Below are 15815 nucleotides of genomic sequence, written 5' to 3' on the forward strand. Positions count from 1 at the left end.
AAGGAGGATTGGGGCTTCATCTTCGTTCCTTCGTCACTACGACGAAGCCCCAATCCTCCTTAAATCACAACCTCAAATCTGCGCCATTGGTGCTGACGGGGGACAGTCTTTGTGCACATGGCTGATAAAGACGTTTTTCATGTCCGACATTCGACCCCCCCGAGATATGTTCGGACTATTTAACGTTGATCGATGAGGGAAGAAAGGCTTTTACGAAAGGGCGCAAGCATTGATTTATCGAAATTGGATCAATTGCCCGCCACCGCGGCGTGGACCGTCGCGGGCTCCTCTTGGCGCGTGAAGAATAGCGACCGGTGCGCCGAGCGGCCGGAGACAGCCGCATACAAGCGCCGCCGCTCAATCCGAACAGCGAAATGCGATCGCTGGGACGATAATTGTGGCACAAGAAGTGGTAGGTTGCGATGACGCGGTCATCGAGCCTTTAGCCCGCCCGAGGCGCGCCCAGCACAAGATAGGTTTTTGAAGTGGCCGAAGGTGGCGATCAGCTGCGGCGCTTTGAAGCGCCAGCGATCGTTGCCGGTCTCGGCGAGATCCCCCGGTGACGGGCGACGCGGTCAAGCAGCGCGGTGGTCGTCTTAGGGCCGCCGAACACAGACGGCCGGGCGGAAGCATCCTTCCCCTGGCATTAGATATCAGCTCTCAGGAAAACATCATGTGGCTGGCTACGACGTAGTTCGGGCGCGAAGCTGCCATGACAGCCACCCGTCCTGAACGTCTGCTATCCAACTGTGCGCTCTTGAAAGCCGCCGTTCCGGATCGTCCGACATACAAGCCGACATTCCATTGGACTTCCTGTGCACGCCAAGCATTGGTGCTGTCACTGAATCGCGGCCCTGGTGAGTGGCCGCAACCCTGACCGGCAAGACCGGCGGGGCCTTGGGTGGTGGAAGCAGCGAATGGCCGCTGCTTCGAACCGGAGTACCACCCATGACCGATTCGAGCGATGCGATTGCCCTGGCTACCAAGCCTCACACCAAACGGCCGCGCAAAATGGCCCGCGAACCGATGGATGCCGCAAGCGGGGGATATGCGGCGGCTGAGGCTACATCCACCCCGACCAAGCGCAAGAGCAAAGCCGACCAGGTGCTGAGCCTGCTCAAGCGCCCCGAAGGCGCGACCATCGACCAGCTGGTCGCAGCCACCGGCTGGCTGCCGCACACCACCCGCGCCGCGCTGACCGGACTCAAGAAGAAGGGACATGCGGTGACCAGCGAGAAGCTGCAAGGCCAGGGCCGGGTCTACCGCTTGAAGTCCGCCTGATGACCCGGCGGACCTACATGAACCTCGGGCGGCTGCTTGATCTGCCGCCCGAGGAACTCAAGGCAGAGTGGGCGCGCCGGTTCGGCGCGCCCACTCCGAGCCTGTCGCCGGACCTGCTGCGGCTGGGGGTCGGCTACAAGCTACAGGAACAGCGGCTCGGCGGGCTGAGTCGGGGCACGCGCTCGATGCTCCGGAAAATTTCAGCGCGGGCAGGGGAGGGCGCTGAGAAGAAGCCCATGCCCCGCAAGCTCACTCCCGGCACCCGGTTAGTTCGTGACTGGCACGGGGTGGGTCATACGGTCACCGTGCTTGCGGATGGCTTCGAGTACGATGGCAAGCACTGGAAGACGCTTACCGCCGTGGCCAAGGCGATCACTGGTGCGCACTGGAATGGCCCGCTGTTCTTCGGCCTTACGGAGCGCAGGAAGTGACAAAGCCGCTGCGCTGCGCGGTCTATACGCGCAAGTCGACCGAAGATGGGCTTGAACAGGAGTTCAACAGCCTCGATGCGCAGCGCGAGGCCTGCGAAGCCTATATCCTGTCCCAGCGTCACGAAGGCTGGGTGCTGGTTCCGGGGCGATATGACGATGGCGGGTTCTCAGGGGGCAACATGGAGCGGCCCGGGCTCAGAGCGATGCTGGCTGAAATCGATGCCGGGCTGGTCGATGTGATCGTGGTCTACAAGGTCGACCGGTTGACCCGCAGCCTCGCCGACTTTGCCAAGATCGTCGAACGGCTCGACGTAAGGCAGGCAAGCTTCGTTTCGGTGACCCAGGCGTTTAACACCACCACTTCCATGGGCCGGCTCACGCTCAACGTGCTGCTCTCCTTCGCCCAGTTCGAGCGCGAGGTCACCGGCGAGCGCATCCGCGACAAGATTGCCGCGTCCAAGAAGAAGGGCATCTGGATGGGCGGTCCGGTGCCGCTCGGCTACCAGGTGATCGAGCGCAAGCTTGTACCAGTGCCCGAGGAAGCCGAGCGGGTGCGCACGATCATGCGACGTTATCTTGAGATCTGGAATGTCCCCAGACTAATCGAGGTTCTCCGCGCCGAAGGCGTGGTCACCAAGGTCCAGCAGCGAGTCAGCGGCCCACACCGCGGCGGCATCCCGTTTGCGCGGGGCAGCCTGTTCCACCTGCTCAAGAACCCGGTGTACCGCGGCAAGATCGTCCATAAGGGCAAAGTCTACGAAGGCGAGCACGAGGCGATCGTAGGTGAGGTCCTGTGGCAGCAAGTGCAGCGGCAGCTCTCCGAGAAGGCACCGCCAAGGAAACGCTCCACCAACGATCCCCAGCAGGCCATGCTGCGCGGGCTGCTGTGCGATCCCCATGGACGGCCGATGGTTCCGACCTACGGCTCGAGCAAGTTCAAGCGCTATGCCTACTACGAGACCCGCAAGGACCTCGCCCGGCCCGGCGATCCGCCAGGCATCCGGTTCCAGCGAGGCATGCTTGAGCAGCACCTCGTCAGCGACATTGAACAGCTGCTCAACGATGAGCACGCCTTGCGGCGCCTGGCCGGGATCGAAGAAGCTGGGGCGCTGCGGACAATGTTCGCCACCGCCCACCTGTTGGCCTTGCAGCTCGGCGAGATTGGCACGTGCGAGCAGGCTTTCCGGAGCCTGATAGGTGGCATCTCCGTTCGCGATGATGGCATCGCAATCGAGATCAAGCCTGCTGCTCTGGGCATCGAACAGGACCGCAACTGGAACTGGACCATTCCGCTTCCCAAGCGGCGTCCCTTCCGTGAAGTGCGGATCACGATAGAAAGCCAAGCCAGCGAGGATGGCCGATCCAATAGTCTGATGAAGCTGGTTGCCGATGCCATGACTGTCCAGCAACTGGTCCTCAGTTCCCCCGATCTAAGCCTTGCGCAGTTGGCCAAGCGGGAAGGGCGATGCCGGACTCAGCTCATGCGTCTTTTTCGCATCTCGTTCCTGAGCCCCAGGATTGCTGAGGCGATAGCCGCTGGTACGCAGCCGAAAGGGCTGACCAGTCGCCTGCTCTTGTCCTGCGACATGCCGATCGACTGGGCAGACCAGGAGCGCCTGTTCGACCTTCCCGCCTGAGCCGAACACCCGCCGCCAAATGACGTGAAGCCGGGTTCTCGCCGACAGAGAATCCGGCATATTTTTGGCGGCAAAGAGGTAGCGCCGAGCGCTCTCTCGCTTCACCCCTGAGAACGGATGCGGGTAAACCCCGCGGAACTGCGCCGTTTTGCAGGCTCAGTGCGCCTACTGGCGAAAATCGGTTCCCTCGAAAGACTGATTGGTGCGGTCGAGAAGACTCGAACTTCCACGGGCTTTCGCCCACAACGACCTCAACGTTGCGCGTCTACCAATTCCGCCACGACCGCTAAATCATCGGGGCGAGCTGGTCGTCCCGGGGGGGTAGGAGCGCGCCCTTAGCAAAGGGGGTGCAGCGCCGCAAGCCGGTTAGGTAAGGAATCGTGGGCGCACCGCCCGCAAGCTCAGGATCCAGGCTTCCAGCCGAATTCCGCCTTGACCGCGGCCTTGGGCACCTGGACCAGTGCCTCGGTGATCGAGGCACTTTCGCCTGGGGCCAAAACCCGCTTGGGGCTTTGCACTTCCGCCGAATAGACGACGCGGCCCCGTGCATCGCGCAGGACGATAAGGACTGGCGGTACGCTGCGCGACTTCTGCGAGATATTGGTGACCGTTCCGCTGGCCTGGAAATACCAGGTACCATCCGGCAGCTGATGACGATCCTGCTGCTTGGCAGGGAAATCCAGCTTCAAGCCAGGCTGCGCCTCGGCAAACAGCGGATGGGCGAAAGGCATCCAGTCGGGCAGGCCCCACCACGCGGTGGCGCCGATCGCACCAAGCGAAACAGCGGCGAACAGCCCTGCCGCGATGGTCCACATCCGCGCTGGGTTACGCCGCGGACGGAACGGTGGTTCGTGCGCGAAAGACGACGCTGCGTATTCGTACCCACCTGGTTCTTCGGGCGCCGCCCAGGCCGGGGCGGCGTTCTCGTCCGCATAGCCGAGCGGCGGCGGCGCTGCCGGGGCGTCTTCGGTCTCGACTTCGGCTAAGGGCGTGGGAACCGGATCGGGCTCGGGTTCCGCAGCGGGCGGTTCGGCGCGTACCGGGGCCGGATCGGAATAAGCGGGCGGCGCTTCGGCTATGGGCTCTGTCACCTGGGCGGGAGACGGAGCCGGTTCCGGCATAGACGGCGGGCTCGGCGGCACGGCCGCAGCAGCCGCAACTGGCTCGTTCCGCGGCGCAAGGGCCGGACCGTCCTGGAACCAGCTGTGCCGACATTTGGCGCAGCGTACGGTGCGGCCGTCGGCACCGATGGCGCTGTCCGGTACGGCATAGCGCGTAGCGCAGGCAGGGCACGCGATGATCATAGCGGCAGGGTTAAACACGCCCCGCCGGTTTTGAGCAATGCCCAGCCTGTGAAAGGACCGGCGCATTGCCCTTTTTTCCACACTGAATGACCGCTATAGCCCCGGTTCCAATCCTGCCGTGGACCTGACCCGCCGATCATGAGCAATGCCCCCGATGCGGAAATCGTCCACTTCGACAACGTCGGGCTGCGCTATGGCACGGATCGCGAGGTGCTGAGCGACGTATCTTTCACGCTGTTTCCGGGCAGTTTCTACTTTCTCACCGGAGCCAGCGGCGCGGGCAAGACCTCGCTGCTGAAGCTGCTCTACCTGGCGCAGCGCCCGTCGCGCGGGATGATCCGGATGTTCGGGACCGACGCGATCACATTGCCGCGTGACCGGCTACCCGGTTTTCGCCGCCGCCTGGGGGTGGTGTTCCAGGACTTCCGCCTGGTCCAGCACCTGTCGGCCTATGACAATGTCGCGCTGCCGCTGCGGATTGCCGGAGTGGCCGAAAAGGATCTGACCAAGCCCGTTGCCGACATGCTTGACTGGGTCGGTCTGGCCGACCGCATGCATGCCCAGCCGGCCCAGCTGTCGGGCGGGGAACAGCAGCGCGTGGCGATTGCCCGGGCGGTGATCGGCCGGCCCGAACTGCTGGTGGCGGACGAACCGACCGGCAACGTCGATCCGGACATGGCGGTCAAGCTGCTGCGCCTGTTCGAAGCGCTCAACCGGCTGGGCACGACGGTGGTTGTCGCCACCCACGATGTCCACCTGCTGCGCAAGGTGCCGGATTCGCTGATCATGCGACTGGACAAGGGGCGGCTATCCGATCCCACCGGCGTGCTGCGCTATCCGCCGCGGCCCGGCGCATTCCAGCGCGGGGTGGAGTAGGGCCATGGCCTTGCCGCTTCCCGCCGCGCTCACCGATCGCCTCAATCGCGGCATGACCGGCGATGCCGAGCTGATCAGGCAGGCGCGGCTGTCGGGGCCGATGCCCTGGGTCATCGCCATCATGGTGGCGCTAACCGTGATTGCCGCCGCCGCCGGTCTTGCCCTGAGCAACACCGCGCGCTCGGCCTCGGACGAGCTGTCGGGCGGTGTGACGGTCCAGGTGGTCGAGGCCAACCCGGTCGCGCGCACGCGCCAGGCCAATGCCGCCGCCGCGCGGTTGCAAGCGACACCCGGCGTCCTCTCGGCACAGGTTGTCTCGCAGGATGAGGTCGAACGGCTGATCGAGCCGTGGCTGGGCGCGCGGGCCGGTGACGACCAGGAAATCCCGATTCCGGCACTGATCGATGTGCGGCTGCGCGATCGGATCGATGGCGAGACTCTGGGCGCGCTACGCCGGCTGGTGCGCGAGTCAGCGCCATCGGCGCGGGTCGATGCCCAGTCGACCTGGTTGAAGCCGGTGTTCGGTGCGATCGATTCGTTGCGCTGGCTGGCCCTGGCCCTGGTCGTGCTGCTGGGCTTTGCCTTGGCTGCGGCGGTGCTGTTGGCGGTGCGCAGCGCCCTGGGGACCAATCGCGACACGATCGAGATCGTGCATTTGCTGGGCGGGACCGACACCCAGGTGGCGCGGATCTTTCAGCGCTCGGTGGGGTTCGATGCGCTGGGCGGCGGCGTGCTCGGGCTGCTGGTCGGGCTGGTCGTGGTGCTGTTTTTCGGCAACCGGTTCTCTGATCTTGGTGCTGGGCTGGTCGGCGGCGGTGCGCTGCAGTGGTATGACTGGGTTACGCTGGCCCTCGTTCCCGCCGCGGGTGTGATGCTGGCAATGATTACGGCACGATACACGGTACTGCGCGCGCTGCAGCGGATGCTCTGATAAGGGCCGCAGGACATGATTCGCCGTTTGCTCTCGATTGCCCTGATTGCCTGGGCGCTTGGCTTTGTCCTGTTCGCCGTGACCCTGCCGCGCCCGGTTGGCAATGCCGGGACCGACGGGGTCGTTGTGCTGACTGGCGGAGCCGGGCGGATCGACCGCGGGCTTGAGGTCCTGCGTCAGGGCTGGGCCAGGCGGTTGCTTGTGTCCGGCGTCGGGCGCGAGGTCAAACCGGGTGAATTCGCTGCCGAATACAAGATTGGCGCCCCGCTGCTGTCGTGCTGTGTAACCCTGGGTTACCGGGCGGTGGACACGCGTTCGAATGGCACTGAAACCGCCGAATGGGTCCGCACCGGCAAGATCGCATCGCTGCGGCTGGTAACCAGCGATTGGCACATGCGCCGCGCCGCGCTGGAACTGCGCCGGTCGCTGCCGGCCAGCATCACCGTGGTTGAGGATGCGGTGCCGACCCAACCCAATCTCTGGATCCTGTTCCTTGAATATCACAAATGGCTGGCGCGCCTGGCCGCGCCGCTGTGGGACAGAAACTGAGCATGCGCGTATTGCGCAGCCTGGCGTTCTATCTGGCATTCTACGGCGCAACGCTGTTCATTGTCCTGGCATGCCTGATCGTGCTGCCGACCGGATCGGCGCGGCTGTTCCGCGCCACAGTGCATAGCTGGTCGGCGTGGCAGCGGATCTGCTGCAAGCATCTTCTGGGCATCACTGTGCGGGTCGAGGGTGCTTTTCCGCCCGGACCGGTGCTGGTCGCGCTGAAGCATGAGGCCGCCTTCGAAGCTATCGACCTGCCTCAGCTGATCGACAACCCGGGTGTTTTTACCAAAGTCGAACTGATGCGCATTCCGCTGTGGGGGCTGGCCGGGCGGCGCTATGGCCTGGTCTCGGTCGAGCGCGACCAGGGTGCCCGTGCGCTGCGTCACATGCTGGGCGAGGCCCGCGCGCTGATTGCACAGGGGCGGCCTCTGGCGATTTTTCCTGAAGGCACGCGCACGCCGCATGGTGAACGGCCGGAACTGAAATCGGGTTTTGCCGGACTCTACAAACTGCTGGGGCTGCCGGTCGTCGCGGTCGCGCTCGATTCCGGTCGGCTGTATCAGCGCTTCGTCAAGCAGCCCGGCGTAATCACCTACAAGCTGTCGGAGCCGATCCCGCCCGGGCTGCCCCGGGAAGAGGCCGAAGCGCGGGTCCACGCCGCGATCAACGCGCTCAATCCATCATGAGCGATGAGGCCGCTCGCCGATCCGCGCTCGACGTGCTGGGGCCGGGGCTAGTCACGGGCGCGGCTGACGACGATCCCAGCGGCATTGGTACCTACAGCCAGGTCGGCGCCCAATTCGGCTATGGCATGGCCTGGACCATGCTGTTTTCGTACCCCTTCCTGGTATCGATCCAGATGATCTGCGCGGAAATCGGCGCGGTCACGGGACACGGCATCGCCAGCAACATCCGCCGCCACTATCCGCGCGCGGTCCTGCTTGTCGCAGTGACGCTGCTGCTGGTTGCCAATACGATCAATCTTGGCGCCGATCTTGGCGCGATGGCGGCGGTGCTCAACCTGCTCCTGCCGGGTCCGATCCTGCTCTATGCCTTCCTGTTCGGCGTGGTTTCGGTGCTGCTTGAGGTGCTGGTCAGCTATGCCCGCTATGCCCGGGTGCTCAAGTGGACCTGCCTGTCGCTGCTCGCCTATATTGCAGTGCCGTTCGTGGCCGGGGTCGATGTCATGGATGTCCTGCGCGGGGTTGCTGTTCCGCGCATCGCTTTCGACAAGGCCACGACTATGGCACTGGTTGCCGTCATGGGTACGACAATCAGCCCATACCTGTTTTTCTGGCAATCGGGTCAAGAGGTTGAAGAGCAACACCGGCTTCACAGTCGGCCACTCGGCCTTACGCCGCGCAAGTCGCGTGCCGGGCTGCAGCGGATCAAGATCGATACGCTGGTCGGCATGGCCGTAACCCACATCACCGCCCTGGCGATCATCATCGCCACCGCCGCGACGCTGCATCGCCACGGCATTACGCAGATTACCTCTGCCGATCAGGCGGCAGAAGCCCTGCGTCCGATTGCCGGGGAGTTCACCTTTGCCTTGTTTGCCTTGGGGATCATCGGCATCGGACTACTGGCGGTGCCGGTGCTGGCCGGATCGGCTGCCTATGGCATCGCCGAAACCTTCGGCTGGAGCGAAGGTCTGGACCACAAGCCGAAAGAGGCGAAGGCCTTTTACGGGGTGATCGCGGTGGCGACGCTCGGCGGGTTCCTGCTCAATCTGCTCAAGATCGATTCGATGACCGCGCTGTACTGGGCGGCGGTAGCCAACGGGCTGCTTGCCCCGCCTCTGATGGTCATCACCATGCTGGTTGCCCGCAATCCGCATGCAATGGGCCGAATGATGATTTCGCGGCGCTTGCAGATCGGCGGCTGGCTGGCAACCTTGCTGATGTCGGCAGTGGGCGTGCTGTTCCTGCTCAGCTGAACCGCTCGACCGTGACGAACTGTTCGACAAAGGTCGCCTGGCCGAAACTGGACAGGAACGGAATGTCGGCTGCATCGCGGCCGACGCCGATCAGGGCGATGTCGGATGCATTGGCCATGCCCGTCGCATCGACCAGGTGCCAGGCGCCGTCGACGAACACTTCGGCCACGGCGTGGAAATCCGGTGGGGTGACATCGGGGGCATAGACGCTGGCATAGCGCGCCGGGATCGATGCGGCGCGAAGCAGCGAAATCAGCAGATGGGCATAATCGCGGCACACCCCCTGGCGCTGGACAAAGGTGTCGGTCGCGCAGGTTCCCGCGTGACTGACGCCCGGAACATAGGTCATGCTGCCCGCCACCCAGTCGCGCAGCGCGGCCACGCAGGCCCCGCCGGACAGATCGGCAAATTCGCTGCTGACGAATTCGACGAAGCGATCGGACGGACAGAATCGCGAAGGCATCAGATAGTCGATGACTTCGCCCGGCAGCAGCCGCGGATCGGTGCCGGGCAGGGCAGCCAGATCGATCGCCGGCCGAGTGATTGCCATTCTGGCCTTGTAATCCAGCGCCATGCGCCCTTCGGTCCGCAACCACACCCGCTCCCCCACTTCGTCGTGACCGGGCACGCGGGTGAAATGGGTTACCGGGGTCAGCCAAAGCTCTGGCGCGTGCGGCACCTGGTCGGCGCGATGCGCTGCCTCGACCTGGACCAGGATATCGGTAGGCTCGGCATAGTCGTAGACCAGATGGCTGTGGATCGACAGCGTGACTGTCGCGGCTGCGGTCATGATCCGTGATCGCTGCGCCCGAAGTCGGGTCGGGCATCGTCCTGCCCTTCCTCGATGATCGAGCGGCGGATGTCGCGCGTGCGGCTGAAGTGTTCGAACAGCTGCGCCCCGTCGCCGACGCGGATCGCGCGCTGCAGCGCAGTCAGGTCCTCGGTGAAGCGCTGCAGCATGTCGAGCACGGCTTCCTTGTTGGCCAGGAACACGTCGCGCCACATCGTCGGATCGCTGGCGGCAATCCGGGTAAAGTCACGGAAACCGCCGGCCGAATACTTGATCACTTCGCTCTGCGTCACGCCTTCCAAGTCGTCGGCGGTGCCGACGATGGTATAGGCGATCAGGTGCGGCAGGTGGCTGGTCACCGCCAGCACCATGTCATGATGGCGCGGATCCATGATCTCGACCCGCGAACCCAGGGCCTCCCAGAATGCAGAGAGCGCCGCAACTTTGGCCGGGTCGGCGTCCTGCGGCGGGGTGATGATGCACCAACGCTGCTGGAACAGGCTGGCAAAACCCGCGTCGGGGCCGGAGCGCTCGGTCCCCGCCACCGGGTGCGCCGGGATCACCGCGTTGTTCGGCAAGGCCGCAGCCAGCGCCGTGGCCACCGATTGCTTCGACGAGCCGACATCGCTGACCAGCGCGCTGGCGGGCAGGGCAGGGGCCAGCGCCTCTGCCGCCGCGCCCATCGCGCCGACCGGCACGCACAGGATCACCAGCTGGGCATCGCGCACCGCATCGGCGGCACTGTCGCAGACCTGGCTGACCAGGCCGCGCTGCGCGGCGCGGACCCGGGCGGCGGGATCGGCATCGAAGCCGGTAGTGACCGCGCCGGGCAAGTGCTCTGCCACTGCCAGCCCGATCGATCCGCCGAGCAGGCCGAGGCCGATGATCGCGATCCGTTCGAACACCATCACGCCGCTTCCGCCAGTTCGCGCAGGATCGCCGCGATCGCGTCCATCTGCTCACGCGTGCCCACGGTGATGCGCAGCGCGTGACCCAGCCCCTGACCGGGCAAGTGGCGGACGATATAACCGCGCGCGGCAAGGCCGTTCAAAGCGGTGACGGCGGATAGCGCCCCTTCGAACAGCACCAGCGCGAAGTTCGCCTCGCTCGGCACCGCGCGCAGGCCGTGATTGCCCAGCGCCTCGATCGCAGCAACGAACCGCGCGCGCTCGGCGGCGTTGTGCAGGCGCGAATGTTCGACAAAGGCCTGGTCGGTCAGTGCGGCGAGCGCGGTGGCCTGGGCCGAATTGCTGACGTTGAAGGCACCGCGGATGCGGTTGAGCACGCCGACCACGGCCTCCGATCCCGTGCCCCAGCCGACCCGCTCACCGGCCAGGCCATAGGCCTTGGAGAAGGTTCGGGTGACCAGCACGTTGGCGTGATGCGCGGCGAGGGCCAGCGATCCGTCGTCCTGTTCCGGAGCGACATATTCGGCATAGGCCTGGTCGAGCACCAGCAGGACATCGCCGGGCAGCCCGGCGTGCAGCCGCGCAATCTCGCTGGCGGGCAAGAAGGTGCCAGTGGGGTTGTTGGGGTTGGCCAGCAGCACCACCCGGGTGCGCGGCGTTACCGCGGCCAGCAGCGCGTCGACATCGTTGGCATAGTCACGCGCCGGCGCTTCGACCGGCTGGGCGCCGCAACGCCGCGCGACGATTTCATAAAGCGAGAAGGCATACTGCGAATAGAGCACCTCGTCGCCCGGACCGGCATAGGCCCCGGTGGCGGTGTGCAGCAGTTCGCCCGAACCGGTACCCATGACTATGCGCGCCGGATCGATCCCGTGCAGCTGCCCGATCGCTTCCCGCAAGGCTGTGCTGTCACCATCAGGGTAAAGCGAGGGCACCTGCGCCGCCGCGCGCGCTGCCAGCGCCTGCGGGCTGGAGCCGAGCGGGTTCTCGTTGGCCGAAAGCTTGACCAGCGGCCGGCCGTCATCGTCCCCGCTTTTGCCGGGGATATAGGCGTGGATCGCGTCGATCCAGGGCTTGGGATTGAGCGTGCTGGCCATTGCGGGCTGCCCTTAGCAGGCCCGCCGGCAATTGACAGCCCGCTTGTCGTCCCCCAATCGCGCAGCATGTCGTCCGCCGCGCTCAATCTGACCAGCCAGGTGCTGGATCTGGCCCAGGCACTGCCGCTTGATGGCGGGCAGCAGCTGGACGGGGTGCAGGTCGCCTATGAGACGGTCGGCCGGCTCAATCCCGACAAGTCCAATGCCATCCTGGTGTTCCATGCCCTGACCATGGACCAGCATATCGTCAGCCCGCATCCCAAGACCGGCAAGCCTGGCTGGTGGGCCAAGTCGGTCGGGCCGGGTAATGTCATCGATACCGACCGGTTCTTCGTGATCTGCGCCAACGTGCTGGGCGGTTGCATGGGGTCGACCGGTCCGGCCAGCCTGGCCAGCGACGGCCAGCCCTATGCCATGCGCTTTCCGGTGATCACCATCCGCGACATGGTCCGCGCGCAGGTGGCGCTGCTCGACGCGCTGGGGATCGATCAACTCCACGCCGTGGTCGGCGGTTCGATGGGCGGGATGCAGGCGCTGAGCTTTGCCGCCAACTGGCCGCAGCGCACCCGCGCCGTGCTGGTCATCGCCAGCACCGCGCGCCATTCGGCGCAGAACATCGCCTTTCACGAGGTTGGCCGCCAGGCGATCATGGCCGATCCCAAGTGGAGCGGCGGCGACTATTACGGCGGCAAGGGGCCGGACAACGGCCTGGCCGTGGCGCGGATGGCGGCGCACATTACCTATCTGTCCGAAGAGGGGATGCACGAAAAGTTCGGACGCAAGCTGCAGGACCGGTCAGCGAAGACTTTTGGCTTCGATGCCGATTTCCAGGTCGAAAGCTATCTGCGCCACCAGGGGCTCAGCTTTACCGACCGCTTCGACGCCAATTCGTACCTCTACATCACCCGGGCGATGGACTATTTCGACCTGGCCGAAGAACACGGCGGGCGCCTTGCCGCAGCCTTTGCCGGATGCACCGCGCGGTTCTGCCTGGTCAGTTTCGATACCGATTGGCTCTATCCCACGCCAGAAAGCCGGACCATCGCCCACGCGCTCAACGCCGCTGGCGCGCCGGTCAGCTTCGTCGAACTTTCGGCCCCGTTCGGGCACGACAGCTTCCTCCTCGATGTCCCCGCGCTCGACCGGGTGATTGCGGGATTCCTGGGGCAATGAGGGCGTTGCGCCCCGACCTGGCGGTGATCGCCGCCAATGTCGCGCCGGGCAGCCGGGTGCTCGACATCGGCTGCGGCGATGGCGCGCTGATGGCCGCCTTGCAGAGCGAGCGCCAGTGTGACGCGCGGGGCATGGAGCTCGATCCCGACAATGTCGCCGAATGCGTCGGCAAGGGCCTGTCGGTTATGCAGGGCGACGCCGACAGCGATCTGGCTGCCTATCCCGACGCGGCGTTCGATTATGCAATTCTCAGCCAGACGCTGCAGACCACCAAGCGCCCCGATCAGGTGCTGGACGAACTGATGCGGGTCGGGCGCAAGGCCTTCGTCAGCTTTCCCAACTTCGCGCACTGGAAAGTGCGGGCCAGCCTGCTGTGGAATGGGCGCATGCCGGTGACCCGCTTGTTGCCGATCGCGTGGTACGAGACGCCGAATATCCACCACGTCACGGTGCGCGATTTCCGCGAATTGGTCGCGGCCAAGGGGCTCAAGGTCGAAGGGGCGTGGTTCCTGTCGGGCGATGCCCGGATCGGCGATGCCGCCGCAGCGTGGCGCGCCGAACACGCGGTGTTCCTGCTGTCACGCTGAAGCGTCGTTGACCAGGGTCACGCTGTCGCCGCGGGCCAGGCACCACAAGCTTAGACCGGCGGCCGCCGCGCGTTCGACTGCCAGCGAAGTGGGCAACGAGACGGTGACCAGCGTGGTCGCCCCGCCGCGCACCGCTTTTTCGACAATCTCGTAACTGCACCGCGCGGTTGACAGGACGAAGCCCCCGGCCAGCGTCTGGCCAGACTTAGCCGCCGCGCCGACCAGTTTGTCCATGGCATTATGTCGACCCACATCCTCGCGCGCCAGAATGATCGTGCCGTCTGCGCTGACCAGCGCAGCGGCATGGGCGGCACCGGTTGCGCGGCCCAGCGGTTGATGTTCGCGTAATTCTGACCGGGCGCGGAAAATTGCCTGAGACGGGATCTGCGCGTGCACCGCGACGGCGGGCAGCGGACGGCTGACCGCGTCGAGGTTCTCGATCCCGCACAGGCCGCAGCTCGATTCGGCAACTCGGGTGCGGACCCGCTCGCTCAGCTTCTCGATGCCGAGACCGGTCAACGCGGTGCGGACTATCCAGCCCTTTTCGGTTTCAGCCACGGCAATGGCGCCGATCTCATTGACATCTTCGGCCAGACCTTCGCAGAGCGCGAAGCCGCGTGCGAAGTCCTCCAGATCGGTGGGTGTGGCCATCATCACGGCATAGGCCAGGCCGTTGTATTCCAGCGCGACCGGCGCCTCGGGCACCCAGCGGCGCGAAGCCGCGCGCCGGGTGCCGTCAGTCCAGATTTCTATCGACAGAGCGATGCCTACATCCGCTTGAGCGCGCAGAGCTTGTTCCCGTCGGGATCGCGCAGATAGGCTAGATAAAGGTCGCCCATTCCGCCCGAACGTACCCCCGGCGGATCTTCGATCGCGGTGCCGCCATTGGCCACGCCCGCCGCATGCCAGGCGTCGGCCTGCTCCGGGGAATCCATGGCGAAACCGATGGTGCAGCCATTGCCCGCCGTTGCCGGCTGGCCGTCGATCGGCGGCGTGACCAGGAAAATTCCGCCGTTGTGCATATAGATCAGGCGGCCCTTGTCGTCCTGGATCGCGGGGTTGCCGCCCAGCGCGGCAAAGGTCGCGTCGTAGAACTTCTTCGATTTCTCGATGTCGTTGCTGCCGACCATGTTGTGGCTATACATCCGCCTCTCCATTTTCCGTTGCGATTTGCTACGATTGCGCGCCGTGCCGCCGCCGTCAATCGTCTTGCGGCGTTGCGGCCGAGAAATGTTGGCTGCGGTTCAGCTTTGCTGCGATAGGGCAGGGCATGATCTGCCGAACCGCGCTCACGCTCTTTGCCCTTGCCGCTTTGCCCGCCAGTGGCCTGGCCCAACCCGCCGCGCCCCTGCCGGCGCTCAATCTTGAACAGGAAACCGCGGTGCGCTGCGGCGCCGCTTTCGCGATCGTTGCCAGCGAGCAGGCCCGCGGAACCCCCGTTGCCGCCAAGTGGCCCGCGCTGGGCACCCGTGGGCGTGAGTTTTTCGTGCGCACCGGGGCGCGGTTGATGGATGACACCGGGGCGACCCGGCCGCAGGTTCAGGCACTGTTTGCCCGCGCGGCGAGCTCGCTGCGCGCGGATCCAGGGGCGCTTCCGGCGCGGCTGGACAGTCTGCGGGTACCCTGCGTGTCGCTGCTCGACCTGGCGATCCCGGCGCGCTGAGCCGGCCCGTTGCGACACCATGTGCGCGGTCTCATTCAGCCGCGCGCAAGCGATCTTGGGCTATTGCCGCTCTCGCCCGAATCAGCGGGCGCTTGGAGTGTGCCGAAATGCCGCAGCCGCGTGTCACCGTTAAGCTGGTCTCCCTGACTGCCCTGGCTGCAGCCATGCTGGCCCCCGTGCCCGCGGCGGCAAGGGAACACGGCCGCGACGCCGAACGTGACCGCGCGCTGAGCGAGATGCAGGGCCGCCTGGGCAATCCTGAAACGCAGCGGGCAATCGGCGATGCCATGGCCGGGATGATGGCGGCGATGCTCGACATGAAGGCCGCGCCCTTCCTCAAGGCGATGGACCGCGTTGGCAAATCGACGGGCGAAGCGCCGCAGCACCGCGAAATTCCGGATAACGCCACGCTGGGCGACCTTGCCGGTCCCGAGGCACGGCGCATGCCTGAAGAAGTGGCGCGCAAGGCGCCGGCAATGATGGGCGCCGCCGGGGCGATGGTGGGTGCGATGGGTGAAATGCTGCCGCAGCTTGAAGAAGCGGGCAAGCGGATGGGCGAACAGATGCGCAAGACCATGGACCACGCCGCCGACCGCGCCGACGATGATCGCGATACCGCCGAATAACTTTGCCGCAGCGCTGGCAA

The 15815-nt window shown here is 65.5% G+C and carries 18 protein-coding genes, 1 tRNA gene and 2 pseudogenes; 12 read left to right on the forward strand and 9 right to left on the reverse strand.

Features of this window, described 5'->3' with window-relative positions; translation table 11 throughout:
• Positions 1-175: 175 nt before the first annotated feature.
• Positions 176-427 (reverse strand): annotated as a pseudogene (locus ACFFF7_RS13425) (hypothetical protein); the annotation flags it as partial.
• 521 nt (positions 428-948) lie between these two features.
• Here ACFFF7_RS13425 and ACFFF7_RS13430 point away from each other — a divergent pair.
• The 3 genes from ACFFF7_RS13430 to ACFFF7_RS13440 are packed head-to-tail and all read left to right on the forward strand — an operon-like array spanning position 949 to position 3349.
• Entirely contained in the window at positions 949-1281 is a 333-nt protein-coding gene (locus ACFFF7_RS13430; RefSeq protein ID WP_379481872.1) for a DUF3489 domain-containing protein, read from the forward strand.
• Positions 1281-1712 (forward strand): DUF2924 domain-containing protein, encoded by a 432-nt coding sequence (locus ACFFF7_RS13435; protein WP_379481873.1) that lies wholly within the window; start codon positions 1281-1283, stop codon positions 1710-1712. Before ACFFF7_RS13430 ends, ACFFF7_RS13435 begins: the two co-directional genes overlap by 1 nt.
• Entirely contained in the window at positions 1709-3349 is a 1641-nt protein-coding gene (locus ACFFF7_RS13440; RefSeq protein ID WP_379481874.1) for a recombinase family protein, read from the forward strand. Before ACFFF7_RS13435 ends, ACFFF7_RS13440 begins: the two co-directional genes overlap by 4 nt.
• Positions 3350-3549: 200 nt before the next feature.
• On the opposite strand, the gene ACFFF7_RS13445 is transcribed toward ACFFF7_RS13440, so the two are convergent.
• The 3 genes and pseudogenes from ACFFF7_RS13445 to ACFFF7_RS13455 form a co-directional block, all read right to left on the reverse strand.
• Positions 3550-3636 (reverse strand) — tRNA-Leu (locus ACFFF7_RS13445).
• 114 nt (positions 3637-3750) lie between these two features.
• On the reverse strand, positions 3751-4440 hold the full coding sequence (locus ACFFF7_RS13450; RefSeq protein WP_379482379.1) for a thioredoxin: 690 nt from the start codon (positions 4438-4440) through the stop codon (positions 3751-3753).
• A gap of 156 nt (positions 4441-4596) precedes the next feature.
• Positions 4597-4719 (reverse strand): annotated as a pseudogene (locus tag ACFFF7_RS13455) (MJ0042-type zinc finger domain-containing protein); the annotation flags it as partial.
• 72 nt (positions 4720-4791) lie between these two features.
• Here ACFFF7_RS13455 and ftsE point away from each other — a divergent pair.
• Genes ftsE through ACFFF7_RS13480 form a run of 5 tightly spaced genes read left to right on the forward strand, consistent with a single transcriptional unit; the run spans position 4792 to position 8951 of the window.
• Positions 4792-5529 (forward strand): cell division ATP-binding protein FtsE, encoded by a 738-nt coding sequence (gene ftsE, locus ACFFF7_RS13460; protein WP_379481875.1) that lies wholly within the window; start codon positions 4792-4794, stop codon positions 5527-5529.
• Between the two features lie 4 nt (positions 5530-5533).
• Entirely contained in the window at positions 5534-6460 is a 927-nt protein-coding gene (locus ACFFF7_RS13465; protein WP_379481876.1) for a cell division protein FtsX, read from the forward strand.
• 15 nt (positions 6461-6475) lie between these two features.
• Positions 6476-7009, forward strand: a complete 534-nt coding sequence (locus ACFFF7_RS13470) for a YdcF family protein (protein WP_379481877.1) — start codon at positions 6476-6478, stop codon at positions 7007-7009.
• A 2-nt stretch (positions 7010-7011) separates the two neighbouring features.
• Positions 7012-7698, forward strand: a complete 687-nt coding sequence (locus ACFFF7_RS13475; RefSeq protein WP_379481878.1) for a lysophospholipid acyltransferase family protein — start codon at positions 7012-7014, stop codon at positions 7696-7698.
• Positions 7695-8951: an NRAMP family divalent metal transporter gene (locus ACFFF7_RS13480; RefSeq protein WP_379481879.1), complete on the forward strand. Its 1257-nt coding sequence runs from the start codon at positions 7695-7697 to the stop codon at positions 8949-8951. The genes ACFFF7_RS13475 and ACFFF7_RS13480 overlap by 4 nt, the downstream gene beginning before the upstream one ends.
• On the opposite strand, the gene ACFFF7_RS13485 is transcribed toward ACFFF7_RS13480, so the two are convergent.
• Genes ACFFF7_RS13485 through ACFFF7_RS13495 form a run of 3 tightly spaced genes read right to left on the reverse strand, consistent with a single transcriptional unit; the run spans position 8944 to position 11746 of the window.
• On the reverse strand, positions 8944-9741 hold the full coding sequence (locus tag ACFFF7_RS13485; RefSeq protein WP_379481880.1) for a transglutaminase-like domain-containing protein: 798 nt from the start codon (positions 9739-9741) through the stop codon (positions 8944-8946). The genes ACFFF7_RS13480 and ACFFF7_RS13485 overlap by 8 nt on opposite strands.
• Positions 9738-10649: a prephenate/arogenate dehydrogenase family protein gene (locus ACFFF7_RS13490; protein WP_379482356.1), complete on the reverse strand. Its 912-nt coding sequence runs from the start codon at positions 10647-10649 to the stop codon at positions 9738-9740. Before ACFFF7_RS13490 ends, ACFFF7_RS13485 begins: the two co-directional genes overlap by 4 nt.
• A complete protein-coding gene (locus tag ACFFF7_RS13495; protein ID WP_379481881.1) occupies positions 10649-11746 on the reverse strand; it encodes a pyridoxal phosphate-dependent aminotransferase in 1098 nt (365 codons plus the stop codon). The genes ACFFF7_RS13490 and ACFFF7_RS13495 overlap by 1 nt, the downstream gene beginning before the upstream one ends.
• A 66-nt stretch (positions 11747-11812) precedes the next feature.
• On the opposite strand from ACFFF7_RS13495, the gene metX reads away from it, so the two are divergent.
• Both metX and metW read left to right on the forward strand, forming a co-directional pair.
• Positions 11813-12919 carry a homoserine O-acetyltransferase MetX gene (gene metX / locus ACFFF7_RS13500; RefSeq protein ID WP_379481882.1) on the forward strand — a complete coding sequence of 369 codons (1107 nt, stop codon included), beginning with the start codon at positions 11813-11815 and terminating at the stop codon, positions 12917-12919.
• Complete coding sequence (metW, locus tag ACFFF7_RS13505) at positions 12916-13506, forward strand: methionine biosynthesis protein MetW (RefSeq protein ID WP_379481883.1); 591 nt, start codon at positions 12916-12918, stop codon at positions 13504-13506. The genes metX and metW overlap by 4 nt, the downstream gene beginning before the upstream one ends.
• On the opposite strand, the gene fdhD is transcribed toward metW, so the two are convergent.
• Together fdhD and ACFFF7_RS13515 are read right to left on the reverse strand one after the other, a co-directional pair.
• Positions 13498-14211, reverse strand: a complete 714-nt coding sequence (gene fdhD / locus ACFFF7_RS13510) for a formate dehydrogenase accessory sulfurtransferase FdhD (RefSeq protein ID WP_379481884.1) — start codon at positions 14209-14211, stop codon at positions 13498-13500. The two genes, metW and fdhD, sit on opposite strands and share 9 nt — an antisense overlap.
• A gap of 62 nt (positions 14212-14273) precedes the next feature.
• Positions 14274-14651, reverse strand: a complete 378-nt coding sequence (locus ACFFF7_RS13515) for a VOC family protein (protein ID WP_379481885.1) — start codon at positions 14649-14651, stop codon at positions 14274-14276.
• Between the two features lie 125 nt (positions 14652-14776).
• Here ACFFF7_RS13515 and ACFFF7_RS13520 point away from each other — a divergent pair, with 125 nt between their 5' ends.
• Both ACFFF7_RS13520 and ACFFF7_RS13525 read left to right on the forward strand, forming a co-directional pair.
• Positions 14777-15169 carry a hypothetical protein gene (locus ACFFF7_RS13520; RefSeq protein ID WP_379481886.1) on the forward strand — a complete coding sequence of 131 codons (393 nt, stop codon included), beginning with the start codon at positions 14777-14779 and terminating at the stop codon, positions 15167-15169.
• Positions 15170-15276: 107 nt separating this feature from the next.
• Positions 15277-15795, forward strand: a complete 519-nt coding sequence (locus tag ACFFF7_RS13525) for a hypothetical protein (protein WP_379481887.1) — start codon at positions 15277-15279, stop codon at positions 15793-15795.
• Positions 15796-15815: the final 20 nt, after the last annotated feature.

This window comes from Novosphingobium aquiterrae (genome assembly GCF_042434435.1).
GTDB lineage: Bacteria > Pseudomonadota > Alphaproteobacteria > Sphingomonadales > Sphingomonadaceae > Novosphingobium > Novosphingobium aquiterrae.